Origin of the sequence: Mycobacterium sp. shizuoka-1 (assembly GCF_002723835.1) — a bacterium.
Taxonomy (GTDB): Bacteria; Actinomycetota; Actinomycetes; order Mycobacteriales; family Mycobacteriaceae; genus Mycobacterium.
The window spans coordinates 1,591-17,995 of the sequence record NZ_BEWG01000097.1 but is presented as its reverse complement, the minus strand read 5'-3'; the positions used below and the strand labels follow the sequence as shown (position 1 = coordinate 17,995).

General features: G+C 68.4%; 16 protein-coding genes and 1 pseudogene. 10 read left to right on the top strand and 7 right to left on the bottom strand.

The features are described from left to right. Positions 1–2,851: non-ribosomal peptide synthetase (locus tag MSZK_RS25105; RefSeq protein ID WP_099251250.1), on the bottom strand; the 2,851-nt coding region annotated here is incomplete at its 3' end. Between the two features lie 223 nt (positions 2,852–3,074). On the opposite strand from MSZK_RS25105, the gene MSZK_RS25100 reads away from it, so the two are divergent. From MSZK_RS25100 to MSZK_RS25075, 6 genes are all read left to right on the top strand, one after another. Continuing rightward, complete coding sequence (locus tag MSZK_RS25100) at positions 3,075–4,043, top strand: TerC family protein (protein ID WP_099251255.1); 969 nt, start codon at positions 3,075–3,077, stop codon at positions 4,041–4,043. A gap of 80 nt (positions 4,044–4,123) precedes the next feature. Further along, positions 4,124–4,534: a hypothetical protein gene (locus MSZK_RS25095; RefSeq protein WP_099251254.1), complete on the top strand. Its 411-nt coding sequence runs from the start codon at positions 4,124–4,126 to the stop codon at positions 4,532–4,534. Positions 4,535–4,559: 25 nt separating this feature from the next. Continuing rightward, on the top strand, positions 4,560–4,931 hold the full coding sequence (locus MSZK_RS25090; protein WP_099251249.1) for an STAS/SEC14 domain-containing protein: 372 nt from the start codon (positions 4,560–4,562) through the stop codon (positions 4,929–4,931). A gap of 51 nt (positions 4,932–4,982) precedes the next feature. Beyond that, on the top strand, positions 4,983–5,705 hold the full coding sequence (locus tag MSZK_RS25085) for a GntR family transcriptional regulator (RefSeq protein WP_099251248.1): 723 nt from the start codon (positions 4,983–4,985) through the stop codon (positions 5,703–5,705). A gap of 53 nt (positions 5,706–5,758) precedes the next feature. Then, positions 5,759–7,309, top strand: a complete 1,551-nt coding sequence (locus MSZK_RS25080; protein ID WP_099251247.1) for an NCS1 family nucleobase:cation symporter-1 — start codon at positions 5,759–5,761, stop codon at positions 7,307–7,309. Then, a complete protein-coding gene (locus MSZK_RS25075; RefSeq protein ID WP_199203480.1) occupies positions 7,306–8,019 on the top strand; it encodes an aspartate/glutamate racemase family protein in 714 nt (237 codons plus the stop codon). The genes MSZK_RS25080 and MSZK_RS25075 overlap by 4 nt, the downstream gene beginning before the upstream one ends. On the opposite strand, the gene puuE is transcribed toward MSZK_RS25075, so the two are convergent. Genes puuE through MSZK_RS25060 form a run of 3 tightly spaced genes read right to left on the bottom strand, consistent with a single transcriptional unit; the run spans position 8,004 to position 10,610 of the window. Next, positions 8,004–8,906, bottom strand: coding sequence for an allantoinase PuuE (gene puuE, locus MSZK_RS25070; protein ID WP_099251245.1), 903 nt, complete (start codon positions 8,904–8,906; stop codon positions 8,004–8,006). The two genes, MSZK_RS25075 and puuE, sit on opposite strands and share 16 nt — an antisense overlap. Before the next feature lies 1 nt (position 8,907). Further along, positions 8,908–9,945, bottom strand: coding sequence for an allantoicase (alc, locus tag MSZK_RS25065; protein WP_099251244.1), 1,038 nt, complete (start codon positions 9,943–9,945; stop codon positions 8,908–8,910). 41 nt (positions 9,946–9,986) lie between these two features. Further along, positions 9,987–10,610 carry a TetR/AcrR family transcriptional regulator gene (locus MSZK_RS25060; RefSeq protein WP_199203479.1) on the bottom strand — a complete coding sequence of 208 codons (624 nt, stop codon included), beginning with the start codon at positions 10,608–10,610 and terminating at the stop codon, positions 9,987–9,989. Between the two features lie 63 nt (positions 10,611–10,673). Between MSZK_RS25060 and MSZK_RS25055 the strand changes: the two genes are divergently transcribed. Beyond that, positions 10,674–11,522 (top strand): alpha/beta fold hydrolase, encoded by an 849-nt coding sequence (locus tag MSZK_RS25055; protein WP_099251242.1) that lies wholly within the window; start codon positions 10,674–10,676, stop codon positions 11,520–11,522. Here the strand turns inward: MSZK_RS25055 and MSZK_RS25050 are convergent. The 3 genes from MSZK_RS25050 to MSZK_RS25040 all read right to left on the bottom strand — a co-directional run bounded on the left by MSZK_RS25050 (position 11,519) and on the right by MSZK_RS25040 (position 13,625). After that, entirely contained in the window at positions 11,519–12,481 is a 963-nt protein-coding gene (locus tag MSZK_RS25050; protein WP_233211506.1) for an alpha/beta hydrolase, read from the bottom strand. The genes MSZK_RS25055 and MSZK_RS25050 overlap by 4 nt on opposite strands. Positions 12,482–12,523: 42 nt before the next feature. Then, a complete protein-coding gene (locus MSZK_RS25045; RefSeq protein WP_199203478.1) occupies positions 12,524–13,060 on the bottom strand; it encodes a 2-oxo-4-hydroxy-4-carboxy-5-ureidoimidazoline decarboxylase in 537 nt (178 codons plus the stop codon). 76 nt (positions 13,061–13,136) lie between these two features. Continuing rightward, positions 13,137–13,625 (bottom strand): inorganic diphosphatase, encoded by a 489-nt coding sequence (locus MSZK_RS25040; RefSeq protein WP_099251241.1) that lies wholly within the window; start codon positions 13,623–13,625, stop codon positions 13,137–13,139. Between the two features lie 162 nt (positions 13,626–13,787). Here MSZK_RS25040 and dacB point away from each other — a divergent pair, with 162 nt between their 5' ends. From dacB to MSZK_RS33230, 3 genes and pseudogenes are all read left to right on the top strand, one after another. Beyond that, on the top strand, positions 13,788–15,167 hold the full coding sequence (gene dacB, locus MSZK_RS25035) for a D-alanyl-D-alanine carboxypeptidase/D-alanyl-D-alanine-endopeptidase (protein ID WP_099251240.1): 1,380 nt from the start codon (positions 13,788–13,790) through the stop codon (positions 15,165–15,167). Next, entirely contained in the window at positions 15,164–16,216 is a 1,053-nt protein-coding gene (locus MSZK_RS25030; RefSeq protein ID WP_099251251.1) for a zinc-dependent metalloprotease, read from the top strand. The genes dacB and MSZK_RS25030 overlap by 4 nt, the downstream gene beginning before the upstream one ends. Beyond that, positions 16,195–16,405 (top strand): annotated as a pseudogene (locus MSZK_RS33230) (tRNA(Ile)-lysidine synthetase); the annotation flags it as partial. The gene MSZK_RS25030 and the pseudogene MSZK_RS33230, both read left to right, overlap by 22 nt.

Genomic DNA, 16,405 nt, shown 5'->3' with positions numbered 1-16,405 from the left:
TCTCGGTGTTGCGACCCACCGTGGCCCCGAGGATGCGCAACCACCACGGCGTGAGCAGGCTGGCGTAGACCGGGAACAGGTAGTTGCGGGCGGCGTCCATCAACCGTTCGGTGGCCCACAGCTGCCAGCCCACCCGGCTGCGCACCGGGTGGTAGCCCTCGCGCAGGCCGACCGACAGGAACCGGACGCCGACCACGGTGAGTGCGGCATAGACGCCGAAGGCGACCAGCGCCGCCACCGGGATCCACGGCGCGGCTGCGCCGACCGCCGAGAGCAGCGTCGCGCTGTGCCGGGCCGGCCACACCAGCACCGCCAGCCCGGCTCCGAGCGACACCAGCGGCACCCCGCCGAGCAGCATCGACGTCACGCCGTAGATGGCCACCCAGTGCGCCGCCCGCGGCGGCCGGTACTCCGGCCACGGATGGCGGGCCTTGCCGGATTTGATCGCCGGCGAGCCCTTCCAGTACTGCCCGTTCTTCACTTTGCCGACGACCCCCGAGCCGGGGGCGACGTCGGCGTTCTTGCCGACCACAGCACCGGGGAAGAGCGTGGTGCGGGCTCCGATGGTGGCGTCGTTGCCGACGGTGATCGGGCCGACGTGGAACAGGTCGCCGTCGATCCAATGCCCGGTCAGGTCGACCTCCGGCTCGATGGAAACCCGGTGGCCGAGTTGCAGCATCCCGGTCACCGGCGGCGCCGAATGCAGATCCACGCCTTTGCCGACCCTGTTACCCAGCGCGCGGGCGTAGTACACCAGCCAGGGTGCGCCGGCCATGTTCTCGGCGCCGCTCGCGTCGGCCAGCCGCTCGGCGAGCCACACCCGCAGATGCTCGGATCCGCCCCGGCGGTAGGTGCCGGGCTCCAGCCCGGACAGCAGGGTCCGCGCCCCGAGCACGGCGATGCTCATCCGGCCGATCGGGGTGACGAACACGACGAACGCGGCGATCACCAGCCACCAGTTCAGCGGCGCCAGCCACGGCAGCGGGTGCACGGTGGCGGCGACATTGTTGAGCAGCGCCAGCCAGGTGACCCATTGCAGGCCGGTCAGGGTCGCCAGCGGCACCGACAGCAGCACCTGCGCCGCCTGAGTGGTCACCGGCGTGGGCTTGACGTTCCGGGGGGTCACCGCGACCGGCGGCGCGAACTCGTCGAGGAATTCGGCCAGCGATCCCAGCCGGGGATGGTCGTAGAGCTGCGCGACGGTCAGCTGCGGATACCGTTCGCGCAGAGCCGCGACCAGTTGTGCGGCCGACAGGGATCCGCCGCCGAGGGCGAAGAAGTCGGCCTCGGGGCCGTCGACCACCGCGCCGAGGACGTCGCGCCACAGCCCGGCCAGCCATCCCATGGTGCCGCCCAGGTCCGGTTCGGACTCCTGGTAGCCCGGCGGCGGCCAGGGCAGCGCATTGCGGTCCACCTTGCCCGAGGTGCGGGTCGGCAGCTCGTCGAGTAACACCAACCGCGGGACCAGGGCGGCGGGCAGGGTCTCGGTCAGGTGGGCGCGGGCGGCCGCGAGGTCGAAAGCCGGGTCTGCGCTCGCGATGTAGCCCACCAGCATCGGCGTCCCGCTGGCGGTGCGGCGAACCGCCGCGGCGCCGCCGCTGACGCCGGGCAGATGCACCAGCGCCGAGTCGACCTCGCCGAGCTCGATGCGCCGGCCGCCGACCTTGACCTGGTCGTCGGCGCGGCCCTGGAAATACAACCCGTCGTCCTCGAGCCGGACCAGATCGCCGCTGCGGTAGGCCCGCGACCAGCCCAGCGACGGCATCGGCGCGTACTTCTCGGCGTCCTTCTCCGGATCCAGGTAGCGGGCCAGGCCGACACCGCCGATCACCAGCTCACCGATCTCGCCGACCGCGACCGGTGCCCCGGCGGTGTCGACGACAGCCAGGTCCCAGCCGGGTAGCGGACGCCCGATGCTGACCGGGCCGCCGCCGAGCCGGGCCGCGCTGGCCACCACGGTGGCCTCGGTCGGTCCGTAGGTGTTCCACACCTCACGGCCCTCGACCGCGAGCCGCTCGGCCAGTTCGGGCGGGCAGGCTTCCCCGCCGAAGATCAGCAGGCGGACGGCTTCCAGCGCCTCGGCCGGCCACAGCGACGCCAGGGTGGGCACGGTGGACACCACCGTGATGTCCCGGGAGACCAGCCACGGTCCGAGGTCCATGCCGCTGCGGACCAGGGCGCGCGGGGCGGGCACCAGGCAGGCGCCGTATCGCCAGGCCAGCCACATCTCCTCGCAGGACGCGTCGAAGGCCACCGACAGTCCGGCCAGGACCCGATCGCCGGGACCGATCGGGTTGTCCTGCAGGAACATTCGCGCTTCGGCGTCGACGAACGCGGCGGCGTTACGGTGCGTGACAGCCACTCCCTTGGGAGTGCCGGTCGACCCGGATGTGAAGATGATCCAGGCGTCGTCGCGGCCCAGCGGTGCGGTGGCCCGCCAGCCGCGTGAGGAGCCGGGACCGCGGGTCAGGCCCGCTTCGGTGATGACCGCGACGACGCCGGCCTCGCCGAAGACCAGCTCGGCCCGCTCGTCGGGGTCGTCGGCGTCGACCGGGACGTAGGCCGCGCCTGCCGCGAGCGTCGACAGGATCGCGACGTAGAGCGCATAGCTGCCCGACGGCATCCGGATGCCGATCCGGTCGCCGCGGCCGATGCCGCGGGCCGCCAGCCACTCGACGCTCTCCTCGATGTCCCCGATCAGCTCGGCGTAGGTCAGCTGCACCGTGCCGTCGTCGATCGCCGCCGCCTCCGGGAATCGGTTGGCGGTGTCGTAGAGGATGTCGATCAGGGTGCGCGGGGGTGGCGCCTGCTCCGACAACAGGTACTGCGGGGGAATTTCCGGCGTCGCCACGACTGTGGATCCTAGGCCGCGCCGTGGACATCGGGGCACCGGACGCGGCCGCCGCCCGCGCCGGTTTGCTGAACGGGACGCCCACCTGAAAGACTTCCCCCCGAGGGGAGTATTCCTTCGCCGCGGTGTCGTCACCACGGCGGCCAATGGCGGCCGTCCGGTGCCGCGGGCCGCTTCGGCGGTGGAAGAGACCTCGGACGTTTCCTGGCGCCCGGAGGTCTTGATGAATGTGTCCCCGCTCGAATGGCTCATCACCATCGGCGTGACGGTGGCGGTCCTGCTGTTCGACGTCATCTTCATCGCCCGCCGTCCGCACGAACCGACGATGCGCGAGTGCGGGATCTATCTGTCGTTCTACGTCGGGCTGGCCATCGCCTTCGGCCTGTGGGTGTGGAACTTCCACGGCGCGCAGTTCGGTCTGGAGTTCTACGCCGGCTGGCTCACCGAGTACAGCCTGTCGGTGGACAACCTGTTCATCTTCATCATCATCATGGCCAGCTTCAGCGTTCCGAAGATCTATCAGCAGCAGGCGCTGCTGGTCGGCATCGTGCTGGCATTGATCTTCCGCGGCATCTTCATCGCCCTGGGTGCCGTTGCCATCCAGCAGTTTTCGTGGATCTTCTACATCTTCGGCGCGTTCTTGGTGTATACCGCCATCCGGCTGGCGCGGGACACCGAGCACGACGACGACGCCGAGAACACCGTGGTGCGGCTGGCCAGGAAGTACTTCAAGACCACCGACAGGTGGGATGGCCTCAAGCTCTACGTCAAGGAGGGCGGCGGCCGGCTGATGACACCGATGTTCCTGGTGATCGTCGCGCTGGGCACCACCGACCTGTTGTTCGCGCTGGACTCCATTCCGGCGATCTACGGCCTGACCCGCGAGCCCTACATCGTGTTCACCGCGAACCTGTTCGCGCTGATGGGGTTGCGCCAGCTGTACTTCCTGCTCGGCGACCTGCTCAACCGGCTGGTGTACCTGTCGCAGGGCTTGGCCTTCATCCTGTTCTTCATCGGCGTCAAGCTGGTGTTGCATGCCCTGCACGAGAACGAACTGCCGTTCATCAACGGCGGCGAGCACGTGCCGGTCCCGGAGATCCCGACGCTGCTGAGCCTGGCGGTGATCGTGTTGACGCTGTTCCTGACAATGGTCGCCAGCCTGGTCAAGACCAGGGTGATCGACAAACGCTGAGCGTGCCGTCGTCGATGGCGTTCGCCTCCGGGTGAGCACAACCATTGTCGGTGCGCGACGGTGTCCTTAGCGTGGCCGTCATGCCGGAGTTGCGGGTGTTCATCGCCGAGACCGACGGTGCGTGGACGGAGTTGACCGAGTCGGCCACCGGGAGCCGCCCGGTGGTGCGGTTGCGTGCCCACGATCTGCAGGAGGCCGCCCGACGCCGGCGCCGGTTGCCCGCCGATGTGGCCGTCGTCCTCGACCTCGCCGTGTCGGTGGCCGACGACCCGCGCACCGCGCTGGCGGCGATCTCAGGCCACGACGGCGACACCGGGGTGCGCTACGCGGGCACGGTCGACGGACTGGCCGGGCTGGTCACCGATCTGTATGTGGCCGGGGTGGCCGACGGGGTCACGCTGATCCCGGTCGGGTCCGACGCCGACCTGCGGCCCCGCGCCGATGTCGTGCTGAGCCGGGTCCGGGACCAATTGCGAATCCGGGCCGCCTGAGCGAGTCCGGTTCTACGCTGGACGGATGATCGAAACCCTTTCCGACATGCCCGACGGTGTGACGGGCATCCGGGTGTCCGGTCGGGTCAGTGGCGAGGACCTCAAGGAATACCAGCCGACCTTCGACGCGCTGCTGAAATCCGGCGACGACATCAGGATCGTCGAGGTGATCGACTCCGACTACCAGGGCTTCGGGCCCGGTGGTCTGGTCGAGGACCTCAAGCTGGGCCTGGGCTCGTTGTTCACCCGGCACTCCGCGTTCAAGCGGGTGGCGGTGGTCAGTGACAAGGAGTGGGTGGTGCACACCATCCATCTGGTGGGCTGGCTGATGCCCGGCGAGGTCGCGGTGTTCGGGCTCGACGAGCTCGACCAGGCCAAGCAGTGGGCCGCGGGCTGAACGAGCGCGCCGAGCAATACCGCTGAAACAAACTCCGCCTACCGTGACCGGATGCCGCGACGACGTTCGGCGCTGATCGGCCGGCTGGTCGTCGACCAGCCGGGCCGCCCGCAGCAGGCCATCCTTGACGAACTGCGCCGGGTCATCCTTGACGGCGGGACTCCGCCGGGAACGCCGATCCCGTTGGCAGAGGTGGCAGACCTGTTCGGCGTCAGCCAGATCCCGGTGCGTGAATCGCTGAAGACGTTGATCGGGGAGGGGTTGGTCGCGCACCGGTCCAACTCGGGCTACACCGTCGCGCAGCTCACGGTCCAAGAGCTGCGCGAAATGTACATCGTGCGTGAGACTTTGGAGGCGGCGTCGCTGGCCTCGGCGGTGGCCAACGCCACTGACGCGGATCGGGCCGAGATCGTGGCGGCCAACGATCTTCTACAGCAGGCAATCGACAACGACGATCCGGTCACGTATCACCGCCAGAGCAGACACTTCCACCTCGCGCTCACCAGGCCGTCGCGGATGTTCCGGTTGCTGTACATGCTCGAATCGGCATGGAACATCACCGAACCCGTGCAATCGATGGTGCACGTCGCACCGTCGGATCGTTGCGCGCTGCATGCCGATCATCGTGAGATGGTGGACGCATTCCTCGCCGGTGACGTCGAACGCTTGCTGACCGTGGCCGAACTTCACGCCCAGCGACTCAACGCCGTCATCACCACGTTGCCCACCGACACCGGGCTGCTGTTGGCCACGGATATATCTTCTCCGCAATAGTCGGGTATTTCCGAGGAAATACCGGGGAAATGCGCCGTCGATAGCGTCCGGCCATGACCGACATCGACATCTCCCAGAGTGCGAAAGAACTGCCGCCCGGCGCCGTCGTCGGCGCCGGGGATCTTGTCGAAGCCGCAGGCCACCCAGTCGGCGGCGGGCTGATCAAGGCGGGCTATGACCCGCGGCTGACCAACGAAGACCTGGCTCCGCTGCGTAAGCAGAGCTGGAGTTCCTACAACATCTTTGCGTTCTGGATGTCCGATGTGCACAGCGTCGGCGGCTACGTCACGGCGGGCAGCCTTTTCGCGCTCGGCCTGGCGAGCTGGCAGGTGCTCGTCGCGCTGCTGATCGGCATCGTGATCGTGAACATCTTCTGCAACCTGGTGGCCAAGCCGAGTCAGGCCACCGGCGTGCCGTATCCGGTGATCTGTCGCAGCGTCTTCGGCGTGCTCGGCGCCAACATCCCCGCCATCATCCGCGGTCTGATCGCGGTGGCGTGGTATGGCATCCAGACGTATCTGGCCTCGGCGGCCCTCGACGTCGTGCTGCTCAAACTGTTCCCCGGACTCGCGCCGTACGCTGACGTCAACCAGAACGGATTTTTGGGTCTGCCGTTTCTGGGCTGGGGCAGTTTCCTGCTGCTGTGGGTGCTGCAGGCGTGCGTCTTCTGGCGCGGTATGGAATCGATCCGCAAGTTCATCGACTTCTGCGGGCCCGCGGTCTACGTGGTGATGTTCCTGCTCTGCGGCTATCTCATCTACAAGGCGGGCTGGGGCGCAATCGATCTCAACCTGGGCGACGTGAAATACACCGGCTTCGAGTCGGTTCCGGTGATGCTGGGCGCGATCGCGCTCGTGGTCTCGTACTTCTCCGGACCGATGCTGAACTTCGGCGACTTCGCCCGCTACGGCAAGTCGTTCGCGGCGGTCAAGCGGGGCAACTTCCTGGGCCTACCGGTGAACTTCCTGGTGTTCTCGATCCTGGTGGTGGTCACCGCGTCGCTCACGGTGCCGGTCTTCGGTGAGCTCATCACCGATCCGGTTGCGACCGTGGCGAAGATCGACTCAACCTTCGCGATTGTGCTGGGCGCGTTGACATTCACCATCGCCACGATTGGCATCAACATTGTCGCCAACTTCATCTCGCCCGCATTCGACTTCTCCAACGTAAGCCCCCAGCGGATCAGCTGGCGGGCTGGCGGCATGATCGCCGCGGTCGGTTCGGTGCTCATCACGCCGTGGAACCTCTACAACAACCCGGAGGTCATCCATTACACGCTGGAGATCCTCGGCGCGTTCATCGGCCCGCTGTTCGGTGTGCTCATCGGTCACTACTACCTGATCCACAAGCAGAAGGTGATTGTCGACGATCTGTTCACGCTGGCCGAGGACGGAACCTACTGGTACAAGAAGGGTTACAACCCGGCCGCGGTCATCGCCACCGCGGTGGCGGCGATCGTCGCCGTCGTCCCCGTGCTGGCCGTCGGCGTGCCCGGCATGCACACCGCGGCCCAGTACAGTTGGTTCATCGGCTGCGGGCTCGGACTGGCGATCTATTACGTGCTCGCCACCCGCACCAAACTTGCTGTCGCGCCGGTGCCGTGATGAGGGTGTGGGTGATCAATCCCAACACCACCCAGGCGATGACCGACAAGATCGCGGACTGCGCGCGCGCCGTGGTCGGCTCGCAGGTGACCGTCACGGGGGTCACCTCGGAGATCGGGCCCGCGTCGATCGAGAGCTACTACGACGAGGCGCTGTCGGTTCCGGGTGTGTTGCGGGCCGTGCAGCGTGGGGAGCGAGAAGGCGTTGACGGATATGTGATTGCCTGTTTCGGTGACCCGGGTATCGACGCCGCGCGCGAGGTGGCGACGGGACCGGTCATCGGTATCGCCGAAGCCGCCATGCAGGCCGCCAGCCATCTCGGTACCGGCTTCAGCATCGTCACCACGCTGTCGCGCACCATCGGGCAGTCGGCGCATCTCGCGGAACGGTATGGGATGCGGCGATTTTGCCGCGGCATCCACGCCTGCGAGATTCCGGTGCTCGACCTGGACACCGACCCGAACGCCCGCAAGATCATCACCGAGTCCTGCCGGGAGGCGATCGAGGTCGACCGGTCGGACGTCGTTGTGTTGGGCTGCGCGGGGATGGCCGATATGTGCGGGGAGATCTCGGCCGAGTTGGGTGTGCCGGTTGTGGACGGTGTGACGGCGGCGACGCTGACGGTGCAGTCGTTGATCACTATGGGTTTGCGTACGTCGAAACGAGGGGAGTACGCAACCCCGCCTGCGAAGCGCTACTCGGCGGGGTGAACTGTGCGCCAGTGCTCGGCGATCTCGATGCGCCGGGCGATCCAGACTCCTTCGTGGGACTGGACGTGGTCACAGAACCGCTCGAGTGCCGCCGTGCGCGCGGGGCGGCCGACCAGCCGGCAATGCAGGCCGATCGACAGCATCTTCGGCGCACCCGCTTTACCTTCGGTGTAGAGGACGTCGAACGCGTCGCGAAGGTGCGCGAAGAACTCATCGCCATTGGAAAAGCCTGCAGGAGAAGCGAATCGCATGTCATTGGTGTCGAGGGTATAAGGCACGACGAGGTGGCTCCGGCCGTGCACCTGCACCCAGTACGGCAGGTCGTCGGCATAGGAGTCGGAGTCGTAGATGAAGCCGCCGTGTTCGACGACGAGTTCACGCGTGTGCGGCGAATCCCGGCCGGTGTACCAGCCCAGTGGGGCGGCGCCGGTGAGTTCGTCGAGGATGTGCACGGCTTGTGCCATATCGGCGCGCTCGGTGTCGCGGTCGACCTCCTGATACGACTTCCAGCGCAGGCCATGGCAGGCGATCTCGTGCCCGAGCTCACCGAATGCCGCTACCGCCTCGGGGTTTCGTTGCAGGGCCAGTGCGACCGCAAAGACTGTCAGCGGTATACCGCGGCGCTCGAACAGCCGAAGCACCCGCCACAGCCCGGCCCGCGACCCGTACTCGTAGAGCGACTCCATACTCATGTGCCGATCGGCAAAAGCATGTGCAGGCGTCATCTCGGACAGAAATGTCTCAGATGTGGCGTCCCCGTCGAGCACCGAGTTTTCGGCACCCTCTTCATAATTCAGCACGAATTGGACGGCGATGGCCGCATCACCGGGCCAGCGTGGGTGCGGCGGTGTGCGGCCGTAGCCGAGCATGTCTCTGGGATAGCTCATGTCAGGTCGCCGCGGCCCACTTGTCCCGAACGCGACGCAGGCCCTCGTCGGTCAGCCGCCCGAACAGCCGCAGCCGGGCCATGCCTCCGTCGGGATAGATGTCCAGACGCGCGTCGGTCACCGGTCGCTCGACGTCGAGCAGGAAGCGATGCCTGGTGTCGGGTTGCAGCGTGGTGGTCGGCAGCAGCTCGAACCACTCGTCCGCGTCGTCACGGCCCATCAGGCGTGCCGCACCGGGAGCGTTGCCGATGAAATACGAGGTGTCCAGCTCGACCGCGGTCGGCACACCCTCGCCGGCCAACCGAACCTGTACCCAGTCGTTGCCGTCGTCGCGGCGCCGAGACGTCTCCCAGCCCTCGCCCATCGTGCGGGCCGTTCCGGGTAGCAGCAGATTGTTGGGTGACGAGTAAAACATGTTGGAGCAGGCGGTCACTCGGGCGCCGTTTTCCAGCGCGGCGAGATCCAAAGGCAGACCATCGACCAGTCGCGGGTCGAGCAGGCTCTCGCCGTGCACGCGGAATCGTGCCACCCCGCCATCGGGATAGATGGACAGCCGTACGTGGGTCCAGCGGCGAGCGGAATTGACCGGGAACGGGTTTCGGGTGTCCCCGTTGACACTGACGCGCTCGACGATGGTGGTCCAGTCGGAATTGTGCACCACGTCTTCGACGTCGGGGTAGCCCTCGACCCAGGCTGCTTCGACCGAGATCTGCGGTGGGTAGTTGCCGGTGAACCACGCGGTGTCGACCACCACCCCACCCACGATGGCGGGAGCTGCCAGCCGCACGATCGCACTGTCGTGGTCGTCAGGCCGGATCCCGCGCCGGCGCCGGGTTTCCCAGCCGTCGTAGATCTGGCCCTTGTGTCCGAACGTGGCGGGACGGAACTCCGCCGAGGACGGCGTGATCAGGTTCTCCCGCTCCGCGAACAGATCGTCGTTGGCCCACAACACCGCGCCCCCGGCCGGCCGGGCTGCCAGATCCGGCAGTGCCAGGAAATGCGGTCGCGCCTGGGTGTGGTTCTGTGCACCGCCGATCACATTTCGAGCCTAAGTGACAGCGGGGACTTCGGCCTGGCGGGTCATGCTCGGCCGGCGAGCATGCCGTTGACGACGCTGTGCAGCGCGCCGCGGACCTCGGCGCCGGTGAGTTCGGGGTCGGCGGCGTTGGCGATGGTCATGGCCGCGGCGTCCAGCGCGCCGATGAGGATGTGCGCCAGCGGTCGCACCGGCGCGGGGGCGAGTTCACCGGAGTCCATGGCGGCCTGCAGGAGCTGCTCGGTCATGCCCAGGCTGTAGCGCTCGGCGATGTCGCGAAAACCGTCCCAGCCCAAGACGTTCGGTGCATCGAGCAGGATCAGCTGCCGGATCTCCCGCTCGGCGCTGATGTCCAGCCAGGCGTCCACCGCGGCGTGCAAGGCGGCTGCCGGGGTCGCGGGCTGCCGTGCCAGGGTGGCTGCGGCCAGTCGGTTCATCACATCGGCTTCGACGGATTCGACGACGTCGAGAAACAGCGCGGCCTTGTCGGCGTACTGGTGATACATCGCACCCCTGGTGACACCGGCCCGTTGGGCGATCTCCGGTGTGCCGACATCGGCGTAGCCGCGTTCACCCCAGAGTTGGCGCGCAGCGTTGCGCAGCGCCTCCTGTGTGGTGGCCGAGCGCTGGGCCTGGGTGCGTCTGGCGGTCATCTCTTGTATTTCCATACATCCTGTCGGTATCTTACATGCAGACTGTCTGTTTGTTTGTCACCATCGAAGGAGATTGTCATGGACACCGTAGAACTCAGCGGCGGAACCATCCATTACGAAACGGCCGGTCCGATGACGGGGCGGCCGGTGGTCTTCATCCACGGCTATGCAATGGGCGGGTCGCTGTGGCGGCCGCTGAGCGCGAAGCTGGCCAGCCACGGCCTGCGCTGCATCGTGCCCACCTGGCCGCTCGGCGCGCACCCGCAGGCGATGAACGATCGCGCGGACCTCACCATGCGTGGTGTCGCCGCCATGGTCGACGAGTTCCTGCGCGCTGCCGACCTCGACGACGTGGTGCTGGTCGGAAATGACACCGGGGGAGCCGTCGCGCAGGTGGTCGCCACAGAATTCCCGGACCGCCTCGGTGCCTTGGTGCTGACCAGTTGCGATGCTTTCGAGCACTTTCCACCGCCGATCCTGGCGCCCGTCATCGCCGCGGCCAAGGTGCCGGTGCTGTTCCGGGCGGCGGTGCAGGCGATGCGTTCGCGGGCCGTGCGTCGTCGCGCCTATGGGGCGCTGGCCCATACTAACCTCGACGCGTTGACCGCCGAATGGACCCGCTGCGCCGTCCGCGACCGCGCCATCGCCGAGAACCTGCGTCGCTTCACCCGGACGCTGAACCGGCAGACCACCCTCGACGCTGCGGCGAAACTGCCGCAATTCACCAAGCCGGCGCTGATCGCATGGTCGGTCGACGATGCGTTCTTCCCGCCGTCCGACGGTGAGCGGCTCGCCGCCGCGCTGCCGCACTCCCGGCTGGAATTCATCGGGAACGCCCGTACGTTCTCGATGCTCGACGCACCGGATGCGCTGGCCCGGCTCATCGTCGAATTCGTCACGGCCACAAGCGCTGCCGATCGGTGCTAGATCGAGCGCAGTCGTCGGACCCGGTCGGCCACCACCCGCGCCGACACCGCGGCGGCGGGAGCCAACGCTTCAAAGGCGTGCGGGCAGCCGGGGTGCACATGCAGCTCGGTCGGCACTCCGGCGGCGGAAAGCCTTGCCGCATAGTCGATGTTCTCGTCACGGAAGATGTCCAGGTCGCCAACGTCGATGTAGGTCGGGGGTAGGCCGGCCAGATCCTGGGCCCGCGCCGGCGCGGCGTACACCGAGACATCGTCGCTCCCGGCGCGATCGCCGAGCAGCGCACCCCAGCCGGTCAGGTTGTCCTCGTAGTTCCACGTCAACAGCTCGGGCGCCAGCTGGGGGTCCGGGGTGGTGGTGCGGTCGTCGAGCATCGGGTAGATCAGCAGCTGCGCCGCCAGCTCGGGGCCGCCGCGATCGCGGGCCAACAAGCTCACCCCGGCGGCGAGCCCGCCACCGGCACTGTCGCCGGCCACCGCCAGCCGCGTCGGGTCGACGCCCAGGGCGCGTGCGTTCTCGGCCAGCCAACACAGCGCGGTATAACAGTCCTCGACCGGTGTCGGATCCGGATGTTCCGGCGCCACACGGTAATCCACCATCAACATTGGTGTTCCGGTGGCCGCGACATAGCTGCGCACCACCGCCTCGTAGCCCGGCCGCGTCTCGGCCAGGCCGTAGATCATGCCGCCGCCGTGCAGGTAGAGCACGGCACCGCCGGAGGCCTCCGACGTCGGGGTGTACCAGGCGAGTTCGAGTTCGGCGCCGTCGGCGGCGGTCACGGTGTGCCCGGTGGTCGCGACACCGTCGACCTCGCCGCGCAGGGCGGCCAGCGTCTGGAAAAACGGGAGTGCGCGTGCGCGGCGGGTGGCGACATCACCGATCGCGGGCGGCTCCAACTCGGCGGCCGCGGCCATCAGCGGCTCGAGCAGGGTCAACACTTCGGGATCCATCGGCAGGGGCACGGCGCTCACCCTAAGCGTTCGGGGCCACACCGAGCAGACGAATCAACCCCAGTTGTCGTAGCCGCCCTCGGGGCCGAGCATCCGCTCGAGACGGCTGCGGTTGATCCTGGCCAACTCGTTTCGCATGACCTTGCGCTCGGTCTCGGGGTCGTGGTGCATCCGGTCGCGCACCGCCGCGATGACCGTCGAGGCGCACATCTCGCGGGCCACCCCGCCGACATGCATGACGAAGTCGAAGCCGAACAACTCCGCATACTCGGTTACCGCCGCGGACAGGGCGGCCATCACCTCGGGCGATTCGTCCCACACCGAGCACTGCTCGGCCTGCGACCTGGTGCTGCGCGGGCGGCTTCCGACATGCGGGTAGGCCTGCAGGATGTCGTCGATCGAGGTCTCCGACAGCGAGAACAACAGGGCGTCGGCCCGGCGAAACAGCGCGGTGTGGTCGGCATACGGACGGCCGCGGGCCAGGTCGCGCGCCAAAGTGACACTGTTGCAGCACTCGTAGAGCGCATGCACAGCCTTCTGGTACGGCAGCTCGTTGAAGGCCTCGAGACCGATGCCCTGGTGCATCAACACCAGCCCATCATCGAAAAGCCAAACCACAACCGCGTTACCGATTGTTACGACCAGGCAAACTTCCGGCCGGAGCTGGTCAGTGACCTTCGGCGGCGAACCGCTCGCGCGAGCGCTCCACCTCGGCCTCGGCCTCGGCCCGTCCGACCCAGTCGGAGCCCTTGACGAACTTGCCCGGCTCGAGGTCTTTGTAATGGGTGAAGAAGTGCTGGATGGAGTCGAGCTCGTCCTTGGGGACGTCGCCGATGTCCTGGATGTGATCCCACCGCTTGTCCCCGGCCGGCACGCACAGCACCTTGTCGTCGCCGCCGGCCTCGTCGACCATCTTGAACATGCCGACCGGGCGGGCCTCGACGATCACGCCGGGGAACACCGACTGCGGCAGCAGCACCAGCGCGTCCAGCGGGTCGCCGTCCTCGCCCAGAGTGTCTTCGATGAAGCCGTAATCCGCGGGGTAGGCCATCGGCGTGTAGAGGTAGCGGTCCAACCGGACCCGTCCGGTTTCGTGGTCGACCTCGTACTTGTTGCGCTGGCCCTTGGGGATCTCGATGGTGACGTCGAACTCCACCGCGCGACTCCTTTTCCGCTGGTTCTGGTCGCCCGGGCTGATCCCGAGTCGCCTCGCTAATGCCCGCCGGCCCCGGCGACGCGGCCTAACCCTAACGCCAGCGATAGCCTGCGCATCAGGGTGGTTCGGCACAATGAGACGAACAAGGACGTCAGGAGAGTGATGGGGCCGACACGGCGGCGCTGGACGCATGTGGTGCTCGCCGTCGCGGTGGTGGCACTGGTCGCCGCCGTGGTGGCGGTCGCCGCCGTCCTGACCCGCGGCGACTCCGGCCGTGCACAGGCCCGGCCCTCCCACGCGCTGGTCACCGCGAATCCGGGCGTCGTCCCGGTGTCGGATTCCGCCGCGGTGCCGACCGCGGCCGGAATGGCTGCCGCGCTGGCCGGCCCGGTCGCCGATCCGAACCTCGGCAACGTGACCGGCCGGGTCACCGACGCCCTCACCGGCAAGCAGATCTGGGAATACCGCTCCGACGTGCCGCTGCTGCCGGCCTCGACCAACAAGACACTCACCACCGGGGCCGCCCTGCTGGCGCTCGACCGCGACGAACGCATCACCACCACCGTCGTGGCCGCCGATCAGACCGGCGAACGCGGGGTCGTGGTGCTCGTCGGCGGCGGCGATCCGGTCCTCTCGGCCGCGCCGGCGGGCCAGGAGACCTGGTATCGCGGCGCGGCCCGGATCAGCGACCTGGCCGATCAGGTCCGCAAGAGCGGGTTCACCGCGACCGCGGTCCAGGTGGACGACTCTCTCTACAGCGGGCCCGACTTCGCGCCCGGCTGGGATCCCGCCGACATCGACGGCGGCGATATCGCCCCGATGCAGTCGGTGATGATCGACGCCGGTCGTACCCAGCCGACGACCGTCGACTCGGCCCGGTCCCGGACGCCCGCACTCGACGCCGGGCGCGCCCTGGCCGCCGCATTGGGGGTCGATCCGGCCAAGGTGACCATGGCTGGCCGGGCGCCGACCGGTCGGCAGCTCGCCTCGGTGCAGTCTGCGCCGCTGATGGAACGACTGCGGCAGATGATGAACGCGTCCGACAACGTGATGGCCGAATCGATCGGCCGGGAGGTGGCCAAGGCCACCGGGCGGCCGATGAGCTTCGCGGGCGCCGTCGACGCGGTGACCGCCAAGCTCGCCGGCGCCGGGATCGACATGACCGGCGCGACCCTGTTCGACTCCAGCGGCCTGTCGGTTCTGGACCGGTTGACCGCCAAGACCCTCGACGAGGTGGTCAACGCCGCCGCCGGGCCCGACCAGCCGGCCATGCGACCGCTGCTCGACGTGCTGCCGATCGCCGGCGGCAGCGGCACGCTGTCGGACCGCTTTCTCGGCGGCGACCCCAAGGCCTCCTCGGCGGGATGGCTGCGCGCCAAGACCGGTTCCCTGACCGCGATCAACTCGCTGGCCGGGATCGTCACCGACGACAACGGCCGGGTGCTGACGTTCGCGTTCATCTCCAACGACGCCGGTCCGATGGGCCGGGTGGCCCTCGACAACCTGGCCGGAGTCCTGCGCACCTGCGGGTGCGGCTCGTGAGTTCGGAGGTGACCGTCGGGCGAGCCGTCGACTGGGCGTTCGCCGGTACGGTCGGTGCCTGGCTGGCCCGGCCGGGACCGCCGGCCACCGACTACACCCGCAGCCAGGCGATCGACGAGCTGGCCACCGCCGCCCGCAAGGCCGAAGCCCCCGTCCGCGAGATCACCCGGCTGGGCGGCGACGCACCCGTGCCGGACGCGCGCATCGTCGACCGCCAGGGCTGGATCCGGGCGGCGTCGGACTCGATGCGGGTGATGACCGGCGGCACGCACTCACCCAGCAACGCCGTCACCGGACGGGTCACCGGCGCACAGACCGGCGCGGTACTGGCGTTCATCTCCTCGGGCATCCTCGGCCAGTACGACCCGTTCGCCGACACGCAGGACACCGACGCAGGCCTGCTCCTGCTGGTCTACCCGAACATCATCGCCGTCGAGCGGCAGCTGCGGGTGTCACCGGCCGACTTCCGGCTCTGGGTATGCCTGCACGAGGTGACTCACCGGGTGCAGTTCTCCGCCAATCCCTGGCTGGCGCAACACATGTCGCAGGCGTTGGCGGTACTGACCTCCGATACCGCCGACGACGTGACGCAGGTGGTGGGCCGGCTGGCCGACTTCGTCAACGACCGCCGCAAGGGCGCAGCGCGCGGTCCCAACGAGTCGGGCATCCTCGGCCTGATGCGCGCCGTGCAGTCCGAGCCGCAGCAGGCGGCCCTGGACCAGCTACTGGTGCTCGGCACGCTGCTCGAAGGCCACGCCGACCACGTCATGGACGCGGTCGGCCCGGCCGTCGTGCCGTCGGTGCAATCCATCCGCACCCGCTTCGACCAGCGCCGCCAGCGCAAGCAGCCGCCGCTGGCGCGGCTGCTGCGGGCGCTGCTCGGCGTGGACGCCAAGCTGAGCCAGTACACCCGCGGCAAGGCCTTCGTCGACCACGTCGTCGACCGGGTGGGGATGGACCGGTTCAACACCGTGTGGACGGGCCCGCACACCCTGCCGCTGCCCGACGAGATCGAAGACCCGCAGCGGTGGATCGACCGGGTGCTGTAGCCGCGCTGCGGGCCACCGTGGCCGGCTTCGCGACCGAGCATCTGCCGGGCGCGACGCAGTGGTGCGTGGCGCTGTCCGGCGGGCCGGATTCGCTGGCGTTGACCGCCGCGGCCGCCGCCACGCTGCCGACGACCGCGCTGATCGTCGATCACGGATTGCAGGCCGGCTCCGCCGAGGTCGCCGAGGCGG

What these genes read in the sequence shown, in the direction of transcription:
- dacB (WP_099251240.1), top strand. Translation starts at nt 13,788, where the DNA reads ATGGGGCCGACACGGCGGCGCTGGACGCATGTGGTGCTCGCCGTCGCG.
- MSZK_RS25080 (WP_099251247.1), top strand. Translation starts at nt 5,759, where the DNA reads ATGACCGACATCGACATCTCCCAGAGTGCGAAAGAACTGCCGCCCGGC.
- puuE (WP_099251245.1), bottom strand. Translation starts at nt 8,906, where the DNA reads ATGAGCTATCCCAGAGACATGCTCGGCTACGGCCGCACACCGCCGCAC.
- MSZK_RS25060 (WP_199203479.1), bottom strand. Translation starts at nt 10,610, where the DNA reads ATGGAAATACAAGAGATGACCGCCAGACGCACCCAGGCCCAGCGCTCG.
- MSZK_RS25100 (WP_099251255.1), top strand. Translation starts at nt 3,075, where the DNA reads ATGAATGTGTCCCCGCTCGAATGGCTCATCACCATCGGCGTGACGGTG.
- MSZK_RS25090 (WP_099251249.1), top strand. Translation starts at nt 4,560, where the DNA reads ATGATCGAAACCCTTTCCGACATGCCCGACGGTGTGACGGGCATCCGG.
- MSZK_RS25095 (WP_099251254.1), top strand. Translation starts at nt 4,124, where the DNA reads ATGCCGGAGTTGCGGGTGTTCATCGCCGAGACCGACGGTGCGTGGACG.
- MSZK_RS25085 (WP_099251248.1), top strand. Translation starts at nt 4,983, where the DNA reads ATGCCGCGACGACGTTCGGCGCTGATCGGCCGGCTGGTCGTCGACCAG.
- MSZK_RS25055 (WP_099251242.1), top strand. Translation starts at nt 10,674, where the DNA reads ATGGACACCGTAGAACTCAGCGGCGGAACCATCCATTACGAAACGGCC.